Annotated in this window: 20 protein-coding genes; 15 read left to right on the top strand and 5 right to left on the bottom strand. The window is 59.6% G+C overall.

Annotated elements, in window-relative coordinates:
- Positions 1-113 precede the first annotated feature (113 nt).
- The 5 genes from AC07UI_RS20750 to phhA all read right to left on the bottom strand — a co-directional run bounded on the left by AC07UI_RS20750 (position 114) and on the right by phhA (position 3,253).
- Entirely contained in the window at positions 114-296 is a 183-nt protein-coding gene (locus tag AC07UI_RS20750; protein ID WP_494994258.1) for a hypothetical protein, read from the bottom strand.
- Between the two features lie 75 nt (positions 297-371).
- On the bottom strand, positions 372-503 hold the full coding sequence (locus AC07UI_RS20745; protein ID WP_494994257.1) for a hypothetical protein: 132 nt from the start codon (positions 501-503) through the stop codon (positions 372-374).
- 338 nt (positions 504-841) lie between these two features.
- The gene (locus AC07UI_RS20740; protein WP_494994256.1) at positions 842-2,035 is read right to left on the bottom strand and encodes an amino acid aminotransferase; all 1,194 of its coding nucleotides are present in this window, start codon (positions 2,033-2,035) and stop codon (positions 842-844) included.
- Entirely contained in the window at positions 2,035-2,391 is a 357-nt protein-coding gene (locus AC07UI_RS20735; protein WP_419119313.1) for a 4a-hydroxytetrahydrobiopterin dehydratase, read from the bottom strand. Before AC07UI_RS20735 ends, AC07UI_RS20740 begins: the two co-directional genes overlap by 1 nt.
- Before the next feature lie 70 nt (positions 2,392-2,461).
- Positions 2,462-3,253, bottom strand: coding sequence for a phenylalanine 4-monooxygenase (phhA, locus tag AC07UI_RS20730; RefSeq protein ID WP_494994255.1), 792 nt, complete (start codon positions 3,251-3,253; stop codon positions 2,462-2,464).
- A gap of 404 nt (positions 3,254-3,657) precedes the next feature.
- On the opposite strand from phhA, the gene AC07UI_RS20725 reads away from it, so the two are divergent.
- The 15 genes from AC07UI_RS20725 (at position 3,658) to AC07UI_RS20655 (ending at position 23,333) form a co-directional block, all read left to right on the top strand.
- Positions 3,658-5,229 (top strand): sigma-54-dependent transcriptional regulator, encoded by a 1,572-nt coding sequence (locus AC07UI_RS20725; RefSeq protein WP_494994254.1) that lies wholly within the window; start codon positions 3,658-3,660, stop codon positions 5,227-5,229.
- A gap of 336 nt (positions 5,230-5,565) precedes the next feature.
- Positions 5,566-6,306, top strand: a complete 741-nt coding sequence (locus AC07UI_RS20720; protein ID WP_494994253.1) for a flagellar basal body rod protein FlgF — start codon at positions 5,566-5,568, stop codon at positions 6,304-6,306.
- 45 nt (positions 6,307-6,351) lie between these two features.
- The gene (gene flgG, locus AC07UI_RS20715) at positions 6,352-7,137 is read left to right on the top strand and encodes a flagellar basal-body rod protein FlgG (RefSeq protein ID WP_494994252.1); all 786 of its coding nucleotides are present in this window, start codon (positions 6,352-6,354) and stop codon (positions 7,135-7,137) included.
- 51 nt (positions 7,138-7,188) lie between these two features.
- Positions 7,189-7,884: a flagellar basal body L-ring protein FlgH gene (gene flgH, locus AC07UI_RS20710; RefSeq protein ID WP_494994251.1), complete on the top strand. Its 696-nt coding sequence runs from the start codon at positions 7,189-7,191 to the stop codon at positions 7,882-7,884.
- Between the two features lie 15 nt (positions 7,885-7,899).
- Complete coding sequence (locus tag AC07UI_RS20705) at positions 7,900-9,009, top strand: flagellar basal body P-ring protein FlgI (RefSeq protein WP_494994250.1); 1,110 nt, start codon at positions 7,900-7,902, stop codon at positions 9,007-9,009.
- Positions 9,010-9,019: 10 nt separating this feature from the next.
- Positions 9,020-10,297 (top strand): flagellar assembly peptidoglycan hydrolase FlgJ, encoded by a 1,278-nt coding sequence (gene flgJ / locus AC07UI_RS20700; protein ID WP_494994249.1) that lies wholly within the window; start codon positions 9,020-9,022, stop codon positions 10,295-10,297.
- 10 nt (positions 10,298-10,307) lie between these two features.
- Positions 10,308-12,353 (top strand): flagellar hook-associated protein FlgK, encoded by a 2,046-nt coding sequence (gene flgK / locus AC07UI_RS20695; protein ID WP_494994248.1) that lies wholly within the window; start codon positions 10,308-10,310, stop codon positions 12,351-12,353.
- Between the two features lie 13 nt (positions 12,354-12,366).
- On the top strand, positions 12,367-13,932 hold the full coding sequence (locus tag AC07UI_RS20690) for a flagellar hook-associated protein 3 (RefSeq protein WP_494994247.1): 1,566 nt from the start codon (positions 12,367-12,369) through the stop codon (positions 13,930-13,932).
- Between the two features lie 116 nt (positions 13,933-14,048).
- The gene (locus tag AC07UI_RS20685) at positions 14,049-17,645 is read left to right on the top strand and encodes a glycosyltransferase (protein WP_494994246.1); all 3,597 of its coding nucleotides are present in this window, start codon (positions 14,049-14,051) and stop codon (positions 17,643-17,645) included.
- Positions 17,646-17,935: 290 nt separating this feature from the next.
- Positions 17,936-18,709, top strand: a complete 774-nt coding sequence (gene rfbF / locus AC07UI_RS20680) for a glucose-1-phosphate cytidylyltransferase (RefSeq protein ID WP_494994245.1) — start codon at positions 17,936-17,938, stop codon at positions 18,707-18,709.
- Complete coding sequence (rfbG, locus tag AC07UI_RS20675; RefSeq protein ID WP_494994244.1) at positions 18,691-19,773, top strand: CDP-glucose 4,6-dehydratase; 1,083 nt, start codon at positions 18,691-18,693, stop codon at positions 19,771-19,773. Before rfbF ends, rfbG begins: the two co-directional genes overlap by 19 nt.
- Complete coding sequence (locus AC07UI_RS20670) at positions 19,770-20,330, top strand: dTDP-4-dehydrorhamnose 3,5-epimerase family protein (protein ID WP_494994243.1); 561 nt, start codon at positions 19,770-19,772, stop codon at positions 20,328-20,330. The genes rfbG and AC07UI_RS20670 overlap by 4 nt, the downstream gene beginning before the upstream one ends.
- The gene (locus tag AC07UI_RS20665) at positions 20,327-21,553 is read left to right on the top strand and encodes a methyltransferase domain-containing protein (RefSeq protein ID WP_494994242.1); all 1,227 of its coding nucleotides are present in this window, start codon (positions 20,327-20,329) and stop codon (positions 21,551-21,553) included. Before AC07UI_RS20670 ends, AC07UI_RS20665 begins: the two co-directional genes overlap by 4 nt.
- A complete protein-coding gene (locus tag AC07UI_RS20660) occupies positions 21,550-22,671 on the top strand; it encodes a DegT/DnrJ/EryC1/StrS family aminotransferase (RefSeq protein ID WP_494994241.1) in 1,122 nt (373 codons plus the stop codon). Before AC07UI_RS20665 ends, AC07UI_RS20660 begins: the two co-directional genes overlap by 4 nt.
- Entirely contained in the window at positions 22,668-23,333 is a 666-nt protein-coding gene (locus AC07UI_RS20655) for an acetyltransferase (protein WP_494994240.1), read from the top strand. The genes AC07UI_RS20660 and AC07UI_RS20655 overlap by 4 nt, the downstream gene beginning before the upstream one ends.
- Positions 23,334-23,359 lie beyond the last annotated feature (26 nt).

Below are 23,359 nucleotides of genomic sequence, written 5' to 3'. Positions count from 1 at the left end.
GATAGATAGGCTGCTTATGATACCGATGGTTGCGCCGATGCAGGGGGGCTAAAACGAAAAACTATCTCGCCGACGATGAGGTTCCGGCAGCGGTTTGATCGGGATGAGAAAAATCAGGATTTGGCGGGTGCCAGCATCTGAGTGGCGACCAGAGCGGCGAGCGCATTTTCCTGGGTGCCGAAGCGTTGCAGCAGGGTGGTTTGTTTTTCTGGAGTGAGGCGATTCCAGACCTCGATCATTTTTTCAGCGGTGTCGATCAGGATGCCGGCTTGGGTTTCGCTGAAATTGTCGGTCATGGTTCGGGTCTCTGGCGTTCAGGCTGTGTGGAAAGCGCATGAATCAGCGCTTTCCACACGGTCTGGGTATCGCGTTCAGTCTTTGCTGTCGGCCTTGCGGCGTTCAGCTGCTTCTTTTGGCTCGGGCTGATGGGCGCCGGCTTGCCGCGGGGTTGTCTGCTCAGTTTCGTGCAGGCTTGGGAAGGGGAGATTAGGGATCTCGTGCATCGTAGTCGCTCCTCGCAAGGTCTGTTTTTAAATCGCTGGTAGATCCACGCTTTTAAAAAGCCTGCGCAGCATACAGCACTGGAAAAGACAAAAAGGCTTTTATATCCAGTTGTTACGACGGATGGGGTTGTCTAGACAGGTGAAGGGGGGAGCCAGCAGGGAAGGAGATGCAATCTGCAAAACACCACAGCTCTAGTGTGGGAGCGGGCTTGCTCGCGATGAACGATGACACGGTTTTCTGATAAACCGCGCCGCCTGCATCGCGAGCAAGCGAAGCGTCGCCCGGCCCTTCCCACATTAGATTTTCGTAGCCGCGAGCCCGTGCTTTGCCAAAATTATTACGCGCAAACCTCAGCAATCGCTTCAGCCAGCAAATCCAGGCGCGTCGCATCGATACCGGCGACGTTGGCGCGCCCGGAACTGACCATGTACACGCTGTGGTTTTCTCGCAGGCGCTGCACCTGTGTCGGAGTCAGGCCGGTGTAGGAAAACATTCCGCGCTGTACGCCAATGTGCGCGAAGCGCTCGCCAAGACCATGAGGGCCAAGGGCTTCCACCAGGCCTGAACGCAGTTGTGCAATACGCAGGCGCATGGCCTCGACCTCATCGGCCCAGAGGCTTTTCAGCTCTGGATCGCCAAGGATGGTCGCGACAACCGCTGCGCCATGATCCGGCGGTGTCGACCACAGGTTGCGGGCGATAAAGGCCAGTTGGCTACGGATATCCAGCAACTTGTCGGCATTGGCCGCGCAGACGATCAGTGCGCCGGTGCGTTCACGGTACAGACCGAAGTTTTTCGAACAGGAGCTGGTGATCAGTAACTCAGGCAGTGCTTCTGCGAACAGGCGTACCGCCCAGGCGTCCTGCTCCAGACCGTCGCCGAAGCCCTGGTAGGCGAAGTCGATCAGTGGTAACAGTTCGCGACTGCGCACGACCTCCAGCACCCGACGCCAGTCATCGCGGGACAGATCGAAACCGGTGGGGTTATGGCAGCAGGCATGCAGCAGCACAACGTCGCCCTTGGGCGCCAGTTTCAGAGTCGCCAACATGGCTTCGACGTCGAGGCGGTTGTCGCTGCCGACATACGGATAGTGACTGACCTTGAGGCCAGCCGCCGCGTAGATGGTTTCGTGGATCGGCCAGGTCGGGTTGCTCAGCCAGATGCCACGGCCCGGCAGGCAGCGGGCTATGAAATCGGCGCTCAGACGCAATGCGCCGGTGCCGCCAGGTGTCTGGGTCGCGCCAGCACGCTGGTGGGCGAGCAAGGCCGAGTCCGCGCCCAGCACCAACTCATTGATGACCTTGCCGAACGCCGCGTCGCCGTGACCACCGATGTAGGTCTTGGTGGTTTGCCGGTCGACCAACCGTTGCTCGGCCAGCTTCACTGACTGAAGAATCGGCGTCAGGCCCTGGGCGTCTTTGTAGACGCCAACGCCCAGGTCGAATTTGTGCGGGTTGGTATCCGAAGCGTAGGCCTCCATCAGGCCGAGAATCGGGTCGCCGGGCACTCGACCGATGGCATCGAAATGCATTATTTGCGGCCCTCGGCGTCTTTGGCCACTTCGTCAGTGCGCGCGGCCATGATGAAGTCGTTGCGGTGCAGGCCCTTGATCGAGTGGCTCCACCAGGTCACGGTGACTTTGCCCCACTCGGTGAGCAGGCCTGGGTGGTGACCTTCGGCCTCGGAGATTTCGCCGACAGCGTTGGTGAAGGCCAGGGCAAATTTGAAATTTTTGAACAGGAAGACTTTTTCCAGCTGCATGACGCTATCGCGTACTTCAATGTTCCAGTCAGGAATCTGCTTGATCAATACCGGCAGTTCTTCGTCGCTGACTTGAGGAGCGTCGGCACGGCAGGCTTCGCAATGGGCTTGGTTCAGAGTGGACATGGTGTTTTCCTGAATTCGGTTCTTATTGAAAACTACTATTTTTTTGAGAGCGTCGCGAGTGCTGCCGTTCTCAAGCCGCCTTGGGCCTAGGCGGAAATTTTGGTGCGTGCAAGCCCAGCTGCATGCCGCGCTGGACCATTCCCATGATGTCTTCATGAGCCAGGTCGAACAGGCGCTTCAAGTCAGGCAAGACAAAGTACAGCGGTTGCAGGATGTCGATGCGATATGGCGTGCGCATCGCTTCCAGTGGGTCAAAGGCCTGATGTTCAGGCTCTGCGGACAAGCTGTAAACCGTTTCTTTGGGTGAGGAAAGAATGCCGCCGCCGTAGATGCGCTTACCTTGCGGTGTGTCGACCAGGCCGAACTCGATGGTCATCCAGTATAGCCGCGCCAGGTAAACCCGCTCCTCCTTGGAGGCCTGCAGGCCAAGCTTGCCGTAGGTGTGGGTAAATTCAGCGAACCAGGGGTTGGTCAGCAACGGACAGTGGCCAAAGATCTCGTGGAAAATGTCCGGCTCTTGCAGGTAATCCAGCTCTTCGCGGGTGCGAATAAAGGTCGCCACCGGAAACTGTTTGTTGGCCAGCAACTCGAAAAAAGTCTGGAAGGGAATCAGCGCCGGAACCCGGGCGACTTGCCAGCCGGTGGTGGCGCCCAGCACCTGATTGATTTCGCCGAGCTGCGGAATGCGATCGTGAGGCAAGCCGAGTTTTTCAATGCCGTCCAGGTATTCCTGGCACGCACGACCCTGGACCACTTTCAGTTGGCGAGTGATCAGCGTATTCCACACCGCATGTTCTTCGGCGGTGTAGTCGATAAAACCTTGCGCATCGGGCTCGCGGGCCACGTATTGCGTCTGCTTCATGCTGCTCTCCTGCGAGGGGATTCGTTCTTGTTATGTCCAGCTATGTCCATAGAGATAGCTCAGAGAAGAACAAGTTGCAGCACCTTGGTCGCAGCGTAAGCGGGAATTTCCCCTGCTATTTGTAAAGTTTTCGTTACGTAACGACCTCGATCCCACACTCATTGAGATTTGTCGGTTTGAAAAGGCCTGTAACTGTCACATAATCTTGACGACTAACTGAGCCTGGCTGCAAAAAAAGTGGCAGGCCTTGTCTTAATACCTTGTAGGAGCCGAGCTTGCTCGCGATGGACTCAAGGGCGGCGCGTTCATTCAGAAAACACGCGTTATCGTTAACGTCCATCGCGAGCAAGCTCGGCTCCTACAAGGTGCAGCGTCGATCTCCCAATAAAATTGCGGACCTTTATATGCGTATCAAAGTCCACTGTCAGAATCGCATTGGCATCCTGCGCGACATCCTCAATCTGCTGGTGGAGTACGGGATCAACGTCGCCCGCGGGGAAGTCGGCGGTGAGCACGGCAATGCGATCTACCTGCATTGTCCGAATCTGATCAACATCCAGTTCCAGGCGTTGCGTCCGAAGTTCGAGGCGATTGCCGGGGTGTTCGGCGTCAAGCGGGTAGGGCTGATGCCCAGCGAGCGTCGGCATATGGAACTCAATGCGTTGTTGGGGGCGCTGGAGTTTCCGGTGCTGTCTATCGATATGGGCGGTTCCATCGTTGCGGCAAACCGCGCGGCTGCGCAGTTGCTTGGTGTGCGGGTGGATGAAGTGCCGGGGATTCCGCTGTCGCGCTATGCCGAAGATTTCGATTTGCCTGAACTGGTTCGTGCCAACAAGTCGCGGATCAATGGCCTGAGGGTCAAGGTCAAGGGCGATGTGTTTTTGGCCGATATCGCGCCGCTGCAATCCGAGCACGATGACAGTGAGGCCATGGCCGGCGCCGTGCTCACGCTGCACCGGGCCGATCGGGTCGGTGAGCGTATCTACAATGTGCGCAAACAGGAGCTGCGTGGCTTCGACAGCATTTTTCAGAGTTCTAAAATCATGGCGGCGGTGGTCCGCGAAGCGCGCCGCATGGCGCCGCTGGACGCGCCCTTGCTGATTGAAGGCGAGACTGGCACCGGCAAGGAATTGTTGGCTCGGGCTTGCCATCTGGCCAGCCCGCGTGGGCAGTCACCGCTGATGGCACTCAATTGCGCCGGGTTGCCGGAGTCGATGGCCGAGACCGAGCTGTTCGGTTATGGCCCGGGTGCTTTCGAAGGTGCACGGGCCGAAGGCAAGCTCGGTCTGCTGGAGCTGACGGCCGGCGGCACGCTGTTTCTTGATGGGGTGGGGGAGATGAGCCCGCGCCTGCAGGTCAAGCTGCTGCGTTTTCTGCAGGACGGCTGTTTCCGTCGGGTCGGCAGTGATGAAGAGGTCTATCTGGATGTACGGGTGATTTGCGCGACTCAGGTCGATCTGTCCGAGTTGTGTGCCCGTGGTGAGTTCCGCCAGGATCTTTACCATCGGCTCAATGTGCTGTCCCTGCATATTCCGCCGCTGCGCGAATGTCTCGACGGTCTGACACCGCTGGTGGAGCACTTCCTCGATCAGGCCAGCCGGCAGATCGGTTGCTCGTTGCCGAAACTGGCACCGGCGGCGATGGATCGGCTCAGTCATTACCATTGGCCGGGCAACGTTCGGCAATTGGAGAACGTGTTGTTTCAGGCGGTTTCACTGTGTGATGGCGGGACGGTCAAAGCTGAGCATATCCGCTTGCCGGACTACGGCGTGCGCCAGCCACTCGGCGATTTTTCGCTGGAAGGAGGGCTGGATGCGATTGTCGGGCGCTTCGAAAAAGCAGTGCTGGAGCGGCTGTATTCGGAGCATCCAAGCAGTCGGCAACTGGGCAAGCGACTTGGGGTTTCCCACACCACCATCGCCAACAAATTGCGCGAGTACGGGGTGGGAAAGAACGATCAAGAGTCGAGTGCATAACCTTTAAAAGATCGTTCCCACGCTCCTGCGTGGGAATGCCTCATTGGACGCTCTGCGTCCGCTTTAGCTGTGACGCGGAGCGTCGCGGGCTGCATTCCCACGCAGAGCGTGGGAACGATCAGATCAAAAGATCGCCGCCTGCGGCAGCTGATACGCCGCAAGCGGCATAACGGCGCCGGTTTTTCGTCTTTGACACAATTCATAAATCCCCTCTGATTCCATCAAGTCCTTTGTTTGCCTGCCCTCAAGCCACCAAAAGAAAGTTGGTGCACTTATTGCTTATGGCTCAGCAGTACAGCGGTGGGCGGCAAACGTCCGGCAGACAGAGGAAAGACTGTGGACAAGTACCTTTACGTGGCAATGACCGGCGCCAGCCAGAATGCACTGGCGCAAAAGGCGCATGCCAACAATCTGGCGAACATCTCCACCAACGGTTTTCAGCGTGACCTGGAGCAGGCGCGCTCGATGCCGGTGTTTGGCGACAGCTTTCCGGCGCGGGCGTTTGCTTTGTCTGAACGTCCGGCAACCGATTTTACTGCCGGGTCCATGGTGGAAACCGGCCGCGACCTCGATGTGGCGGTGAGCGGCGACGGCTGGATCGCCGTGCAGACGCCTGATGGCAGCGAAGGTTACGTGCGCACCGCAAGCATGAATGTGGACGCCCTTGGCGTACTGCGGGCCGGCAACGGTATGCCAGTGTTGGGCAACGGTGGGCCGATTGCCGTGCCGCCAGAGCAGAAAATCGAAGTCGGTCAGGACGGCACCATCAGTATCCGTGCGATGGGCGAAGGTCCGCGGGTAATGGCTGAAGTCGACCGCATCAAGCTGGTCAAGCCGGACCTCAAAAACATGACCAAGGGCCTGGATGGTTCGATCCATACCATGGACGGCAAGCCAGTGGTGGCTGATGCCAGCGTGCAGGTGGTGTCCGGTTTCCTTGAGTCGAGCAACGTCAATGCCGTCGAAGAGATGACCTCGGTGCTGGCTCTGTCCAAGCAGTTTGAGCTGCACATCAAGATGATGAACACCGCCAAAGACGACGACCAGGCCATGGCTCGGGTCTTGCAGATCAGCTAATTATCAGAACGTAGCGCCGTAAAACAGGCGCGCGAGGAGAATCGAATGCTTCCGGCTCTATGGGTTGCCAAAACAGGTCTGTCCGCCCAGGACACCAACCTCACGACTATTTCCAACAACCTGGCGAACGTCTCGACCACGGGCTTCAAGCGTGACCGTGCCGAGTTCCAGGACTTGCTGTACCAGATCAAGCGTCAGCCAGGTGCCCAGTCGACCCAGGACAGTTCGTTGCCATCGGGCCTGCAAGTGGGTACCGGTGTGCGCATTGTCGGTACCCAGAAGAACTTCACTGCCGGTAGCCTGCAAACCACCGAGCAGCCTCTGGATCTGGCCGTCAATGGCCGCGGCTTCTTCCAGATACTGCAACCGGATGGCACGACCGCCTATACCCGTGACGGTACCTTCCACCTGGACTCCAACGGCCAGATCGTGACGGCCAACGGCTTCGCTCTGGAGCCGGCGATCGTCGTTCCAAACAATGCGCAAACCTTCACCGTAGGCCAGGACGGTACCGTTTCGATCACGACCGCCGGTAGCGCTGCGTCGCAAGTGATCGGCAACCTGCAAACCGCCGATTTCATCAACCCGGCCGGTCTGCAAGCGGCTGGTAGCAACCTGTTCCACGAAACCGCCGCCAGCGGCGCGCCGCAAATCGGCACGCCAGGCCTGAACGGTTTCGGGACCACGCTGCAGAACACCCTGGAAACCTCCAACGTCAGCACCGTTGAGGAGATGGTCAACATGATCACCACTCAGCGTGCTTACGAGATGAACTCCAAGGTGATCTCCACCGCCGACCAGATGCTCTCGTACGTAACGCAGAATCTGTAATCAAGTCTATGGGGCGGCCTGAGGTCGCCTGCAATACCGTGAGGTAAGGTCATGAATCGGTTTGTTTCTGTTCTGGCACTGAGTGGGATCGCTGTGCTCGCGGGCTGTGTCGGCCCGACGCCGAAGCCCAATGACCCTTACTACGCGCCGGTGTTGCCGCGTACGCCGTTGCCTGCTGCGGCGAACAACGGTTCAATCTACCAGGCCGGTTTCGAACAGAACCTGTACGGTGACCGCAAGGCGTTCCGGGTCGGTGACATCATCACCATCACCCTGAACGAGAAAACCCAGGCCAGTAAAAATGCCAACTCGCAACTGGCCAAGACCAGTAAGACCAGCATCGGCCTGACCTCGCTGTTCGGTAGTACGCCCAACACCAATAACCCGTTTGGCAGTGGTGATTTGAGTCTGGACGCCAGCTACAACGGTGACCGCGCGACCAAGGGTGACAGCAAGGCCGGGCAGGGCAACAGCCTGACCGGTTCGATCACCGTGACCGTCGCTGAAGTCTTGCCTAACGGCATCATCGCCGTGCGCGGCGAGAAGTGGATGACCCTCAATACCGGCGATGAGCTGGTGCGGATTGCCGGTCTGGTACGAGCTGACGATATCGCCACCGACAACACCGTGTCTTCGACCCGTATCGCCGATGCGCGTATCACGTATTCGGGTACCGGTTCGTTTGCCGATACGAGTCAGCCAGGCTGGTTCGACCGTTTCTTCCTCAGCCCGCTGTTCCCTTTCTAGGTGATGACCCGCCCCATGTTGAATTTCAAGCACCTGATGGCGGCCATGGTTTTGCTGTCGATCTCCCTGGATGCTCATGCCGAGCGGCTGAAGGACATCGCGAGTATTTCGGGCGTACGTTCCAACCAGTTGATCGGCTATGGCCTGGTTGTCGGGCTTAACGGCACGGGTGACCAGACCACGCAAACCCCGTTCACCCTGCAGACCTTCAACAACATGCTGTCGCAGTTCGGTATCAAGGTGCCGGCAGGCTCGGGCAACGTGCAGTTGAAGAACGTCGCAGCGGTATCGATCAGTGCAGATTTGCCGGCGTTCGCCAAGCCGGGGCAGCAGGTGGATATCACCGTGTCCTCCATCGGTAACTCCAAGAGCCTGCGTGGCGGTACCTTGCTGCTGACACCGCTCAAGGGTATCGACGGCAACGTCTACGCCATCGCTCAAGGTAATCTGGTGGTCGGTGGTTTTGATGCTGAAGGTCGCGATGGTTCGAAGATCACCGTCAACGTTCCGTCGGCCGGCCGGATTCCCGGTGGTGCCTCCGTCGAGCGTGCGGTGCCGAGCGGTTTCAATCAGGGCAACAGCCTGACTCTTAACCTCAACCGTTCAGACTTCACCACCGCCAAGCGCGTTGTCGACAAGATCAACGACATGCTGGGCCCTGGGGTCGCTCAAGCCATCGATGGCGGTTCGATTCGGGTGACGGCGCCACTGGATCCGAGTCAGCGCGTTGACTACCTGTCGATCCTGGAAAACCTCGAAGTCGATCCGGGGCAGGCGGTGGCCAAGGTCATCATCAATTCGCGCACCGGCACCATTGTGATCGGCCAGAACGTCAAGGTGTCACCGGCCGCCGTGACCCATGGCAGCCTGACCGTGACCATTACCGAAGACCCGATCGTCAGCCAGCCGGGCCCTCTGTCCAACGGCCAGACGGCGGTCGTGCCGCGCTCGCGGGTCAGTGCCCAGCAAGAAGCCAAGCCGATGTTCAAGTTCGGTCCGGGTACCACGCTCGACGAAATCGTCCGGGCGGTGAATCAGGTTGGCGCTGCGCCGGGTGACTTGATGGCAATCCTGGAAGCCTTGAAACAGGCCGGCGCCTTGCAAGCCGACCTGATCGTGATCTGATATGGCGGCCATGGATATTCGCAAGAGCGGTCTGGTCACCACTGGCGACTCGGGGGCTTACTCCGACCTCAACCGGCTTAACCAGCTCAAGGTCGGCGACAAGAACAGTGACGGCAACATGCGCAAAGTCGCGCAGGAGTTCGAATCGCTGTTCCTCGGCGAAATGCTTAAATCCATGCGCTCGGCCACCGAGGCGCTGGGCAAGGACAATCCGCTCAACACGCCAGCGGCCAAGCAATACCAGGAAATGTACGACCAGCAGCTGGCGGTTTCCTTGTCTCGTCAGGGTGGTGGTATCGGTCTGGCTGACGTGCTGATGCGGCAAATGTCGAAAGCCCACCCGGCCACTGCTGTCACAGAGTCAGCGTTGCCGGGCGCCGCGCCAGAGACCAGGGTATCGACGCCTACTGCCATTGCCGCGGGCACCAGCGCGGTGGATGGCCCATTGACTCGTCTCAATGGTCAGCGTCCGCTGTGGGCATCGCGCGCCGTGGACCCGCACAAGTCCGCCAATGGCGCGGTGCATAACGACATGGCATTGCTCAATCAGCGACGTTTGTCGTTGCCGAGCAAAATGACCGATCGCTTGCTGGCGGGGATTGTTCCTTCGGCTGCGAATGCCACGGATACCATTGGTAGAACCGCTGTGCCGAGCCGCACCACCGCCGCTACGGATGCGGTGATCAAGGGTGACCGGCTGACCGCGCGAAGTGCCGTTGCGCCCCGTGGACAGATGCAGATTTACGGTCGTGCAGTGGCTCAGCCGCCCTTGGCGCCAGCCAGGCAGTCGTTCAATTCCCCTGACGAATTCGTCGCGACCATGATGCCGTTGGCGCAGCAGGCGGCTGACCGGATCGGCGTCGATCCGCGCTATCTGGTCGCCCAGGCTGCGCTGGAAACCGGCTGGGGTAAATCGGTGATGCGTCAGCAGGACGGCACCAGCAGCCACAACCTGTTCGGGATCAAGGCCAGCAGCAGTTGGCAGGGCGCTCAGGCCCGTGCGATCACCAGCGAATTCAGAAATGGCGAGATGGTCAAGGAGACGGCTGAGTTCCGCTCCTATGACTCTTATCAGGACAGCTTCCATGACTTGGTGACCATGTTGCAAAGCAACAATCGCTATCAAGATGTGCTGAAGTCGGCCGATAACCCAGAACAGTTTGTACGCGAATTGCAAAAAGCCGGGTATGCAACAGATCCGGATTACGCAAGCAAGATTTCGCAGATAGCGAAACAGATGAAGAGCTACCAGAACTACGCTGCGGCGGGCGCTTCCACGAATTTATAAGGTTTGAATCATGAGTTTGCTCAATATCGGCTTGTCGGGTCTGGCTTCGAGCCAATCGTCTCTGGCGACGACCGGCAACAACATTGCCAACGTTGATACCGCCGGTTATTCGCGCCAGCAAACCGTGCAGAGCAGCAAGGCCTCGAATCAGTACGGCAGCGTTTTCATCGGCACGGGCACGACCCTGGCGGATGTGCGCCGGGTCTATAGCGCCTACCTGGATGCCCAGTTACGCACTTCGACCTCGCTCAGCAGCGATTCGTCGTCCTACCTGGCGCAGGTCACGCCGACCGACACGCTGCTGTCCGACAGCAACACCGGCGTCACCGGTGCGCTGCAGAAGTTTTTCACTTCCCTGCAAAGTGTGTCGAGCACGCCGACCGATGATGCGTCCCGTCAGTCGGTGCTGACCAATGCCCAGGCCTTGAGTGATCGCTTCAACTCGATTTCCAAACAGTTGACCGACCAGAACACCGGCATCAACACCAACCTGTCGGACCTGTCGTCCCAGGTGAACAAACTGGCAACCACGATCGCTCAGTACAACCAGCAGATCTCTCAAGTGTCGGGCGGCGCCAGTGCGCCGAACGACCTGCTCGACAAGCGTAACGAGTCGGTCCGTCAGTTGTCCGCGCTGGTCGGTACCCAGGTGGTGGAGCGCGGCACGAATTACGACGTCTACATCGGCAGTGGCCAGCCGCTGGTGATGGGCAATACCACCAACACCCTGGAAACCGTGCCGGGCAAGACCGATCCGAGCCGTTCGACGCTCCAGTTGAATCGCGGTTCGAGCACCATCGATATCACGTCGGTGGTGACCGGCGGCCAGATCGGTGGCTTGCTGCGTTATCGCAACGAAGTGCTCGACCCGGCGATGAACGAGTTGGGGCGGGTCGCGTTGGTTGTCGCCGATCAGATGAACAGTCAGCAGGCCCAGGGCATCGACAAGAATGGCGACTTTGGTTCGGCGATCTTCGGCGATATCAACAGCGCGGCGCTGATCAGTCAGCGCAGCATTGCCCAGACGGGCAACAGCGCAGGTTCCGGAAACCTGAATGTCACCATCAAAGACACCAGCAAACTGACCGCCAACGATTATCAGGTGACCTTCAGCACTGCCACGGACTACAGCGTCAAACGCTCCGATGGCACCAACATGGGTACCTTCAGCACCACCACTACACCGCCTCCGGTCATCGACGGCTTCAACATGACACTCAGTGGCGGCGCCATGAGCGCTGGCGATACCTTCAAGGTAACGCCGACCCGCAGTGGCGCCACTGATATCCAGACCGTGCTCACCGATCCGAAGAAAATCGCTGCAGCGGCACCTCTGACCGGAGTCACCAGCGCCAACAACAAGGGTGCCTACAGCCAGCCAACACTGACCAGCACCCTGGATATTTACGATCCCGCGGCCAGTACCGATCTGCAAACCGGGCTCACGTATTCGACGCCGGTCAAACTGGCGTTCAATGCCGCGAGCGCCGGTAGCCAGGGCTATACGCTCTACGATGCCAAGGGCGCCAGCATGGGCACGGGCACTATCGTTCCCGGTCAAAGCAATACCCTGAACCTGCAAGTGAACATGATCGATGGTAGCGGCAATCCGATCATGGACAACACGGTCGTGCCGGCAGTGCAGAAGACCTTCACGGTTCAAACGACGGTCGCAGGCTCACCCGCCACCGGTGAAAGCTTCAGTATTTCGTTGACTGGCGCAAGCTCCTCGGACAACCGCAACAGTACGGCGCTCGTTGGCTTGCAGAGCAAACAGACGGTCGACACCGGTTCGGCGAGTAAAGGCATCAGCCTCTCGGATGCCTACGGCAGACTGGTTTCCAACGTCGGCGCCCAAGCCGCCCAGGGCAAGTCTGACAATGACGCCACCACGGCGATTCTGACCCAGGCCAAGAGTGCCCGCGACTCCCTGTCCGGCGTCGATCTGGACGAAGAAACCGGCAATCTGGTCAAGTACCAGCAGTACTACACGGCCTCTTCGCAGATCATCAAGGCTGCGCAGGAAACCTTCAGCACGCTGATCAACAGTCTTTAAGGAGTCGTAATTCATGCGCATTTCTACCGCCCAGTATTACGAAACGACCGCCGCTAACTACCAGCGCACCTACACGAACATGATCAAGAGCAGTGCCGAAGCCAGCAGCATGACCAAGCTCAACACGGCCGCCGATGATCCGATAGGTGCCGCTCGATTGCTGCAGCTCGGGCAGCAGAGTTCGATGCTGGATCAGTACGCCGGCAACATCAGTAGCCTGAAGGGTGCGTACAGCCAGTCGGAAACAGCCCTGAGTTCCATTGGCAATGCCTTGCAGCGGGCCAAGGAGTTGGCGCTCGGCGCCAATAACGGTACCCAGACCGATGCGGACCGCCAGGCCGCTGCCCAGGAGTTGGGGCAAATCCAGAGTCAGGTGTTGGGCCTGATGAACAGTCAGGATGCCAACGGCAACTATCTGTTCGGCGGTTCGAAAACCAGTACGCCGCCGTACACGGCAAACTCCGACGGCACCTACAGTTACAATGGCGACCAGTCCAAGTTGAACCTGGCCATCGGCGATTCCATGTCGGTCGCCAGCAACACCACGGGTTGGGATGCTTTCCAGCAGGCGATCAACACCAGTCGCACCCAGAGCAGCATGACGGCACCGGCGGTGGATGACGGTCGGGTGACGCTGTCCAACGGTCAGGTCAGCAACACCGGGACTTACGATTCCAAATTTGCCGCTGGTCAGCCCTACACCGTGAACTTTCTCAGCAGTACGCAGCTGCAGATCACCGATAGCCTGGGCAATGATGTTACCGCCGAAGCCAGCCAGAACGGTGTGATCAGCAATAGCAACGGCGCCAACCAGACTGTCAGTTTCCGTGGTGTCGACCTGAGCTTGAACATCAATCTGAAGTCCGGGGATGTCCCGGATGCGGTGATTGCCGGCCATACGTTCCAGTTGTCGGCCCAGGCGGACACCATCAACGCATCGCGTAGCGCGGGCAACCCTTCCACGGCGGTGATCACTGGCGCTGTCCAGAGCAACTCGGCGGCCTATAACAGCACCTTCCCGGCGGGCGGGGCGATCCTCAAGTTCACCAGTGCCACCGCTTACGATCTTTATGCTTCGCCGATCACGGCAGGCAGCAAACCGGTTTCCTCGGGCATCATGGCGGGCGCCACGGCGACGGCGGCCGGGGTCACATTCACCCTCGGCGGTACTCCGGCGGCCGGTGATCAATTCGTGGTCCAGACCAATAACCACCAGACCCAGAACGTTCTGGACACCCTGGGGCAGTTGCGTACCGCGTTGAATACGCCGGCCGATAACAACCCGGTCGCCTTGCAAAAAATGCAAGCGGCGGTGGCTTCGGGCATTGGTAACCTGGACAGTGCGCAGGCGCAGGTGGGTTCGCAAATCACTTCCGTGGGCGTACGCGGCCAGGTCCTGGATGATCAAACGACAACCAATGAGAGCCTGGTGCTTGCCAACAAAGCCAGCCAGTCGGCGATTCGCGACTCCGACACGGCCGAGGTCATGACTCGCCTGACCCTGCAGCAAACCATGTTGCAGGCCGCGCAACTGGCGTTCAGCAAAGTCAGTCAGCTGGGCCTGTTCAACAAGATCTAAGGGGGGGCTGGCGAGTAAGCGCCCGATCGTAACAACCGCCGAATACCAACCGCCTTTTTTCAGCGGTTTCAGGGGTTCACCCGACCGGGTGAGCCCCGCCGCTTGAGAGCCCTGCCGTGAATCCAGTCCCGCTAGTCAGCCTTGTCATTCCCGCCTTCAATCCACGCTTTTTCGGCAGGGCCCTGCGCAGCGCCTTGATCCAGCACTACGCGAACCTGGAGATCATTGTGTGCGATGACAGTCGCAACGATGAAATCAAGCAGGTTGTCGAGTCGTTGACCGCAGAGGCGGTAGGGCGCGTGCGCTATGTACGAAATCCGCAGACGCTGGGTTTTGTCGGCAATCTGCAGGCGTGTCTGGAGCAGGCGCAAGGCGAGTTCATCAAGTTTCTCTGTGATGACGATCAACTGTCCCCAGCCTGTATCGAGCGCCAGGCGCAAGTGCTGATCGAGCAGGCGGATATCAATCTGGTGCTTGCTCAGCGGGTATTCTGGGACGCTGACGATCACCCCTTGCCGTCGCGCCTGGAGAACAGCACGCTCTCGCCTGTATGCGGGATGTTCAAGGGCGATGACCTGCTGGCGATTTTCGAGAGCTTTCCGGTCAACTTCCTCGGCGGGTTCAGCAGTGCACTGTTTCGCCGTGAGGATGTGCTGGAGTTGTTGCCGGCTTTGACTCAGCCCGGTCATTGCTTTGTCGCATCGCTCGATCTTGCCTTGTACATTTGCCTGCTGCGACGGGGCAATCTGGCGCAGCTGAACTATGTCCTGAGTGTCGAGCGCCAGTATCCGGAACGGCTGATCCGTCAGCAGCCGATGAAAGATGCGGCCGACACGGAAAAGCAATGGCTGGTGCAAATGCTCAAGGTTCGTGGTGGCGAGGGCGCACCTGCGGCTGGCTGGGTTCGTTATCTGCCGTTGGCCCGGGCCGATGAGGCGCCGAGGGTCTGGGACGAGTTGCCCTTGAGTCGAACCCTGGGCGCGCGGCAGGCCAACCAGGAATATCGGGTTGGCATCGCCAGCGAAAGTTTTTCCCAGCTTTACGCGCAGTGGCTGGCCTGTCGCACGCTCAGTGATACTCAGCGGCGTCTATTGCCGGAAACGTTGGCCGGTTGGTCGCGGCAGCCGAAAATTGTTCCGATCATCATCGATGAGCAAGCCAGCCGCGCCGGTCTGGATATCACCCTTCAGAGCCTTGCCGGGCAGCTCTATGCGCCGGAACTGATACTGGTATTGTCCAGTGCCTGTACCGAAGCGCAGCTCGATGAGCGGGTATTCACCTTGCCGTTGCAGGAAGATTGGTGCCAGCAGCTCAATGAGTTGCTGGCACAACTGGACGGGGTTGACTGGTTCTATGTCGTGCGTGCCGCAGATCGTCTGGTGGAGCCAGCGTTGCTGCTGCTGGCCGAGCGTATCTGCGCCTCGCCAAGCGCTCTGTGCATCTACGGCGATGAGGGTGGTTTGCGTGACGGTGAATCGGCAGACCCCGTCTTCAAGCCGGACTTCAATCTGGACCTCATGCGCAGTTACCCCTATGTAGGACGGTCTCTGGCATTTGAGCGCGAGCGCTTCCTGGCGCTGGGCGGTTTCAACTCGTGCTATGGCGAGCTGGCACCGCACGATGTGCTTTGGCGCATGGTCGAGGATGACGGCATTCAGGCCGTCGAACATATCGCCGAGGTATTGCTGGAATCGACGCTTGGCTTGTCTCAGTGGCTCGCGTTGCCCGAGGTGATCGAACTCAACCCGCAGGTGCTGGAGGCGCATCTTCAGCGTATGGGGGTTGCCCATGAGATTCGCCAAGGCAGTTTTACTCTGCTCAATCGCGTCGATTACCGGCACGCGGAACGGCCGCTGGTGTCGATCATCATTGTCTGCAAGGACCAGTTGGCGGTGCTGCAACGCTGTGTCGAGAGCCTGCTGGAGAAAACCGCCTACAGCGAATACGAGCTGTTGCTGATCGACAACGGCAGTGAAACCCCGCAGGCGCTTGACTGGCTGGCCGGTATGGCGCAGTTGGGCAGTGACAGGTTGCGGGTGCTGGAGTATCCGCAGCAGGGTAATGTCGCGGCGATTCGCAACTTCGCGGCGCAGCAGGCACAGGGCGAATACTTGCTGATGCTCGACCCTTATGTGGTGGTCACCCGTGCGGACTGGCTGGATGAGCTGCTCAACCATGGGCAGCGCCCGGAAGTCGGTGTGGTGGGGGCCAAGCTGTTCAACCCGGACGGTCGTATTCTGCATGCTGGCCTCATTCTCGGGCTGCAAGGGCCGGCCGGTTCGCCGTTTTTCGGCGATTCGCTGGACGCGGTCGGCTACATGCACCGGTTGCAGGTGGTCCAGGACTTGAGTGCGGTCGGTGCCGATTGCCTGATGGTGCGCAAACAGGTCTTTGACAGTGTGGGCGGTCTTCAAGAGCAGGACTTCGCCTCGACCCTCAGCGAGGTGGACCTGTGTCTGCGTGTCCGCCAAAGCGGCTATCTGGTGGTATGGACGCCGTATGCCCAGTTGGCTCTCGGAACCCAACCTGCAGTAGCGCCGGACGTTGCCCAGCAGGCGCTTCGAGGAAAGGAACAGGAAAGGTTCTACCAGCGCTGGCTGCCCGTCGTTGCCCGCGATCCGGCTTACAACCCTAACCTGATGTTGAATACGCTGGGGGGTTCCAGTTTCAGTCTGGAGCCAGGCTTACGCACAGGATGGAACCCGTTTTCCATTCGCCAGGTACCGAAGGTGATGGGCCTGCCGGTCAACTCCTCGGCCGTCGGGCATTATCGGGTGATACAGCCACTGGTTGAGCTGGAGGCGGCGGGCCGGGCGGGCGGGCGTATCTACCATGACCTGCCTACGATCATCGAGATCGAGCGCGAATCGCCCGATGTTATCGTTTTGCAGGGGCGCTACAGCGAAGGGCCGATCAATGAGATCGCCAATTTGAAACCCTACACCAACGCCCGACTGATTTTCGAGCTGGATGACTATGTCATCCAGGCCCCGAAAAAAAACGCGCACATTCGCAATATGCCGGACAACGTCGAGATGGAACGTCTGGTCCGGCGCGCCATCGGTCTGTGTGATCGGGTGGTGGTATCGACCCAGCCTCTGGCCGATGCGTTGTCGTCCATGCACCATGACATTCGGGTCGTACCGAACATGCTGGCGACCGAGCTATGGGGCGATCTGCGCAGTCAGCGCCGCACCTCGAGAAAACCACGGGTAGGTTGGGGCGGTGGCACCAGTCACTCGGGTGATCTGGCAATCATTGCCGACGTCGTCCGCGAATTGGCCAGCGAAGTGGATTGGGTTTTCTTCGGCATGTGCCCGGAGGAATTGCGCCCATACATGCACGAATTCCATGGCGTTATCGACCTCAGTATCTACCCGGCGAAACTGGCCAGTCTGAATCTGGACCTGGCCCTGGCGCCGCTGGAGTTTCATATCTTCAACGACTGCAAGAGCAATCTGCGCTTGCTGGAGTATGGCGCCTGTGGCTACCCGGTGGTGTGTACCGACACCGCAGCCTATCGAGGTTATCTGCCGTGTACACGAGTCATCACCAACAGTACTGATGAATGGCTGCAGGCCATTCGCATGCACCTGGCCGACCCGGATGCCAGCTACCGCATGGGTGATGAGCTGCGCGAAGCGGTGCTGCGCGATTACATGCTGCGCGCAGATAATTTACGGTATTGGGAAAATGGCTGGCTGGCCGATTAAAGTCGCCCGCCATCAAAAGATCGCAGGCTCCTGCGATCTTTTGATTCTGACCGCTCGATCATCCCGCCTCACACACCGTCGCAAAGCCCCTTGAAAAGATTGCAGTCTGCGCCAGCGCCGGTGGCGGTTCGAGCTGGCGCGTTTCCTGCAAGTCCCCCATATATCGCCATAAATCGTGCATTTCCGGCGCTGCCTGAAAGGCATCGAGCGGCGTTGAGCGTTTTATCCAGAAGGCCTGCAAAAGCTTGATACAGCTTGGCTGAGCCCTGTGACGAACAAGAGGGGACAAGATGAAGGCAGTTATTCTGGCGGGTGGCCTGGGTACGCGGATCAGCGAAGAATCGCACCTCAAGCCCAAGCCAATGATCGAGATCGGCGGCAAGCCAATTCTCTGGCACATCATGAAGCAGTACTCCGCACACGGAATTCACGATTTCGTGATTTGCCTGGGGTACAAGGGCTACGCGATCAAGGACTTCTTCGCCAACTACTTCCTGCACACCTCTGACGTCACTTTCGACATGTGTAACAACCGCATGGACGTTCACCAGAACTACAGCGAGCCTTGGCGTGTCACCCTGATCGACACCGGTGAAGAGACCATGACCGGCGGGCGTTTGCGTCGCGCCAGTCGTTACGTCGAAGACGAGAAGGCGTTCTGTTTTACCTACGGCGATGGCGTGTCGGATCTGAATATCGGCGCGCTGGTGGATTTCCACTTGAGCAACGGCAAGCTGGCCACGGTCACGGCGGTGCAGCCGCCGGGGCGTTACGGCGCGCTGGAGCGTGACGGTGATCTGGTTCGTGGTTTCACCGAAAAACCTCGCGGTGATGGCGGCTGGATTAACGGTGGCTTCTTTGTCTTGTCGCCCAAAGTGCTGCCGCTGATCACCGCTGACGAGACGGTCTGGGAGTCCGAGCCGTTGACGACCCTGGCCGCCCAGGGCCAGTTGAATGCGTTCCAGCACGATGGTTTCTGGCATCCAATGGACACCCTGCGTGACAAGAACCATCTGGAGCATCTGTGGCAAAGCGGGGAGGCCCCGTGGAAGCAATGGGACTGAGTCCGCAGTTCTGGCACGGCAAGCGGGTGCTGTTGACCGGTCACACCGGTTTCAAAGGCAGTTGGTTGACGTTATGGCTGCAAAGCCTGGGGGCCGAGGTCAGCGGTTTTGCCCTGGATCCGTCCACCGGGCCGAGCCTGTTCGAACTGGCGCGCGTCGCTGAAGGCATCAACGATCAGCGTGGTGATTTGCGTGATCTGGCCGCCTTGCTGGAACTGATCGCCGAGGTTCAGCCAGAAATCGTCCTGCATCTGGCGGCGCAGCCGCTGGTGCGTGAAGGCTATCGCGACCCGCTCGGGACCTACTCGAGCAATGTCATGGGTACGCTCAACCTGCTGGAAGCGATTCGCCAGGTCGGCGGGGTACGTGCCTGCGTGTTGGTGACCACCGACAAGGTCTACGCCAATCAGGAGTGGCCGTGGCCCTATCGTGAGGACGAAGCCCTCGGTGGCCATGATCCTTACAGCAGCAGCAAGGCCTGTTGCGAGTTGCTCGCGCAGTCATACGCTGCCTCGTTTTTCCCCACAGAACGTTATGCCGAACACGGCCTGGCCCTGGCCACCGCGCGCGCCGGGAATGTCCTCGGTGGCGGCGATTTCGCCCCGGAGCGTTTGATCCCCGATGTGCTCAAGGCCTGGTCGGCGAATGAGCCGGTCACCCTGCGTTATCCACAGGCCGTTCGCCCTTGGCAGCATGCTCTGGAACCCCTGGCAGGTTACCTGCAACTGGCGGCGGGGCTCTTTGAGCATGGGCCGAAATTCGCCGGTGCCTGGAACTTCGGGCCTGGCGAAGGCGACATGTGCAGCGTCGGCGAAGTGGTTGAGCTGCTCTCCAGGCGCTGGCCGCAAGCGCGGGGTTTGCGCATAGAACCGAGTGATTTGCATGAGGCCGGTCTCTTGCGCCTGGATAGCAGTCGTGCCCGTCAGTTGCTGGCGTGGCAACCGCGCTGGTCGTTGCAAGAGTGCCTGACGCAGACCCTGGATTGGCACCTGGCCTGGGAAAATGGCGATGACATGCGTGCCATCACCCTGGATCAGTTGAGCCTTTACCGGGGGGCGCTGTGAGCGAGTTCCGGATCAGTGCATTGCCTCTCAACGGTTTGTTCAGTGTTCAGCACAAGCGTCATGAAGATCAGCGCGGGCACTTCGCCCGACTGTTCTGCGAAGGCAGCCTGAGCGCCTTTGGCGAGCCGTTCCATATTCGTCAGATCAATCACTCCTGCACCCGTGAGCGCGGTAGCGTGCGTGGTTTGCATTATCAGAATGCCCAGGCGCCGGAAGCCAAGCTGATTACTTGTCTGCGCGGTGAAGTCTGGGACGTTGCGGTCGACCTGCGACCGGACTCGGCCACCTTCCTGCAGTGGCACGCCGAGCATCTGTGCGCTGGCGACGGCCGCAGCCTGTTGATTCCGGCCGGCTTCGCCCATGGCTTCCAGACCCTGAGCGACGACGCCGAGCTGCTTTATCTGCACAGCGCCGATTATGCCCCGGATCACGAGGGTGGCCTGTCGGTGCTCGACCCGCGCCTGGCGATTGCCTGGCCCAACCCTGTCAAAAATCTGTCGGCCCGGGATGCCGCTCATCCCCGGATCGATGACCATTTCCCTGGAGTGCGTCTATGAACTGCCGAGGTTGCGGCATCCCGTTGGCTTTGCCGTTGATCGATCTGGGCACCTCGCCACCGTCCAACGCGTACCTGCGGGCTGACCAGTTGGAGCAGGCCGAGCAGTGGGTGCCGTTGAAAGTGGCGGTCTGCCAGGCATGCTGGCTGGTTCAGACCCAGGACTACACCAGCGCCGATAGTCTGTTCGATGCCGACTATGCGTACTTCAGTTCCTTTTCCAGCACCTGGCTGGCCCATGCCGAGCGCTATGTGGCCGAGATGGTCGAGCGTTTCGGGCTGAGCGCCGACAGTCGTGTGGTGGAAATTGCCGCCAACGATGGTTACTTGCTGCAGTACGTTGCACAGCGCGGTATCCGTTGCCTGGGCGTCGAGCCGACCCGCAGCACGGCGCAAGCTGCGCGGGAGAAGGGGCTGGAAATACGCGAACTGTTCTTCGGCCGCGACACGGCGTTGCAGTTGCTCGGCGAGGGTTGGGCGGCGGATTTGATGGCGGCCAACAACGTGTTGGCCCATGTGCCGGAGATCAATGATTTTCTCGGCGGGTTTGCAACCCTGCTCAAGCCGAACGGCGTCGCGACGTTCGAATTTCCTCACTTGCTGACGCTGATGGCCGGTCAGCAGTTCGACACTCTTTACCATGAACACTATTCCTATCTGTCGCTGAGCGCCGTACAGCGTTTGTGCGAACGCAACGGTCTGGAAGTCTTCGATGTCAGCGAACTGCCGACCCATGGCGGCTCACTGCGGGTTTTCGTGCAGCGCGCCGATGGCCAGCGTCGTGAGGTGCAACCAGCGGTGCAGCAGCAATTGCAGAGCGAGTTGGCAGCAGGCGTGAAAACCCCGGAGTACTACGCCACCCTGGCCCCCGCTGCCAAGCGCATCAAGCACGAACTGCTGCGCTTTCTGTTGCAGGCCAAGGCCGACGGCAAGCGGGTGGTCGGCTACGGCGCCGCGGCCAAAGGCAACACCTTGCTCAACTATGCGGGGGTCAAACCGGACCTGCTGGCCTGGGTGGCGGATGCCAGCCCGCACAAGCAGGGCAAGTTCTTGCCGGGCAGTCGCATTCCCGTGGTTTCTCCCGAACGGATTGAAATCGAGAAGCCGGATTACGTCCTGGTGCTGCCATGGAATCTGCTGGATGAGATCACCCAGCAATACGCAGTTGTGCGCAACTGGGGCGCTCGTTTTGTCGTTGCCATTCCGGAGTTGAGCTTCAGATGAGCCGAATTCATTACACCAAGCCCAGTGTGGGCGAGCTGGAAGCCAAGTATGTGCTGGATGCCGTGCAGCATGGCTGGGGCGAGCGTTGCTACGAATACATCACGCGTTTCGAAAAATCCTTCGCGCAGCACATGGGCGTGCCGTACGCCATCGCGACGTCCAGTTGCACCGGTGCCTTGCACATGGGGATGGCGGCGCTGGGTATCGGCCCGGGCGATGAAGTGATTCTGGCCAACACCAACTGGATCGCCTCGGCGGCGCCCATCGATTACCTGGGTGCCACACCGGTCTTTGTCGACGTGTTGCCGGACAGCTGGTGCCTGGATCCGCAGCAGGTCCGGCAAGCCATTACGCCGCGGACCAAAGCCATTGTGGCGGTGCACCTGTACGGCAACCTGTGCGATCTGGACGCATTGCTGGATATCGGCCGCGAACACGGTATTGCCGTCGTCGAAGACGCCGCCGAAGCCATTGGCTCGCAATGGCGTGGAAAAGCGGCCGGCTCGCTGGGGGCCTTCGGTGCGTTCTCCTTTCATGGCACCAAGACCATGACCACCGGGGAAGGCGGGATTTTCGTGACCTCGGACAAGGCGCTGTATGAGCGGGTGCTTACGCTCTCCAATCACGGCCGGGTCAATGGCAGCACGCGCCAGTTCTGGCCGGATTTCATCGGCTTCAAATACAAGATGAGCAACCTGCAGGCGGCGATCGGGTGTGCCCAGATCGAACGTGTCGATGAGCTGATCGCACGCAAGCGCGCGATCTTCGATCGTTATGCCCAGGGGCTACTGGATATCCCGGTGCTGTCCATGAACCCGCAACCGGATCATTCCAGGAACGGCTACTGGATGCCCACGGTGGTGTTCGACGCCAGTACCGGTGTCACTCGGGAGATGTTGATCGAAGCCTTTCAAGCTGCCGACATCGATGCCCGGGTGTTTTTCTGGCCGTTGTCGGCGCTACCGATGTTTGCCGATAAACCGGTGGATACACCAATGGCGTTTTCGCTGTCGGAGCGGGCCATCAACCTGCCGAGCTATCACGACATGAGCGATGCCGATCAGCAGCGGGTGATCGATGTTATTCGCACCGTCTGCAAGCAAAGGAATCTGCTGTGAACGTCTACTTGTTGGGCGCGGCGAACCCTGAAGCGGTGCGCATGATTGGTTCAGTCCAGCGTGCCAGCCCCACGGTGAAATTTGCCTTCCTGGACAACGATGCGGCCAAGCACGGCACGATGTTTTACGGCATTGCGGTGATCGGCGGGGTGGAGCGGGTGGCCGACTTGAAGGGACCGGACACGCGCTTCGTGAACCTGATCACCCGCGATACCAAAACCCGTTACGAGACGACCCGGCAGATCATCGAAGCCGGCGGAACACTGGGCAACTTTCTGCACCCGGGTATTGACCTGGCCATGACGCAATTGGGGACGGGCAACTATCTCCAGGAAGGCGTGATCATTCAGGCCGAAGTCTCCCTGGGCGATAACAGCAGCATCAGTTACGGCAGTCTGATCGGACACGAGGGCCGGATCGGTCACTCCGTGTTCATGGCGCCTGGTGTCGCTATCGCTGGCTGTGTCGAGGTCGGCGATGGGGCCTTCATCGGCACCAACGCCACCATCCTGCCGCGTTTGCGCATCGGTCGCTGGGCCACGGTCGGCGCCGGGGCGGTGGTCACCAGGGATGTCCCTGACTACGCGGTGGTCGTGGGTAATCCCGCCCGAATTATCAAGACTCAGACTGTTCCTTATCGGGACGGCCGGGTTTTCAACTAATAAAAACCCCCGTATCGGAGTGTTTG

It is taken from the genome of Pseudomonas sp. GW821-FHT04C07 (assembly GCF_059420325.1).
This window is presented reverse-complemented; position numbering and strand designations above follow the sequence as displayed.

Excerpts from the sequence above, each read along its gene's own strand:
- AC07UI_RS20750 (WP_494994258.1), bottom strand. The coding sequence starts at position 296 with ATGACCGACAATTTCAGCGAAACCCAAGCCGGCATCCTGATCGACACC.
- AC07UI_RS20725 (WP_494994254.1), top strand. The coding sequence starts at position 3,658 with ATGCGTATCAAAGTCCACTGTCAGAATCGCATTGGCATCCTGCGCGAC.
- AC07UI_RS20665 (WP_494994242.1), top strand. The coding sequence starts at position 20,327 with ATGAACTGCCGAGGTTGCGGCATCCCGTTGGCTTTGCCGTTGATCGAT.
- AC07UI_RS20735 (WP_419119313.1), bottom strand. The coding sequence starts at position 2,391 with ATGTCCACTCTGAACCAAGCCCATTGCGAAGCCTGCCGTGCCGACGCT.
- AC07UI_RS20705 (WP_494994250.1), top strand. The coding sequence starts at position 7,900 with ATGTTGAATTTCAAGCACCTGATGGCGGCCATGGTTTTGCTGTCGATC.
- flgK (WP_494994248.1), top strand. The coding sequence starts at position 10,308 with ATGAGTTTGCTCAATATCGGCTTGTCGGGTCTGGCTTCGAGCCAATCG.
- flgJ (WP_494994249.1), top strand. The coding sequence starts at position 9,020 with ATGGATATTCGCAAGAGCGGTCTGGTCACCACTGGCGACTCGGGGGCT.
- flgH (WP_494994251.1), top strand. The coding sequence starts at position 7,189 with ATGAATCGGTTTGTTTCTGTTCTGGCACTGAGTGGGATCGCTGTGCTC.
- AC07UI_RS20660 (WP_494994241.1), top strand. The coding sequence starts at position 21,550 with ATGAGCCGAATTCATTACACCAAGCCCAGTGTGGGCGAGCTGGAAGCC.
- flgG (WP_494994252.1), top strand. The coding sequence starts at position 6,352 with ATGCTTCCGGCTCTATGGGTTGCCAAAACAGGTCTGTCCGCCCAGGAC.
- AC07UI_RS20690 (WP_494994247.1), top strand. The coding sequence starts at position 12,367 with ATGCGCATTTCTACCGCCCAGTATTACGAAACGACCGCCGCTAACTAC.
- AC07UI_RS20740 (WP_494994256.1), bottom strand. The coding sequence starts at position 2,035 with ATGCATTTCGATGCCATCGGTCGAGTGCCCGGCGACCCGATTCTCGGC.
- AC07UI_RS20745 (WP_494994257.1), bottom strand. The coding sequence starts at position 503 with ATGCACGAGATCCCTAATCTCCCCTTCCCAAGCCTGCACGAAACTGAG.
- phhA (WP_494994255.1), bottom strand. The coding sequence starts at position 3,253 with ATGAAGCAGACGCAATACGTGGCCCGCGAGCCCGATGCGCAAGGTTTT.
- rfbF (WP_494994245.1), top strand. The coding sequence starts at position 17,936 with ATGAAGGCAGTTATTCTGGCGGGTGGCCTGGGTACGCGGATCAGCGAA.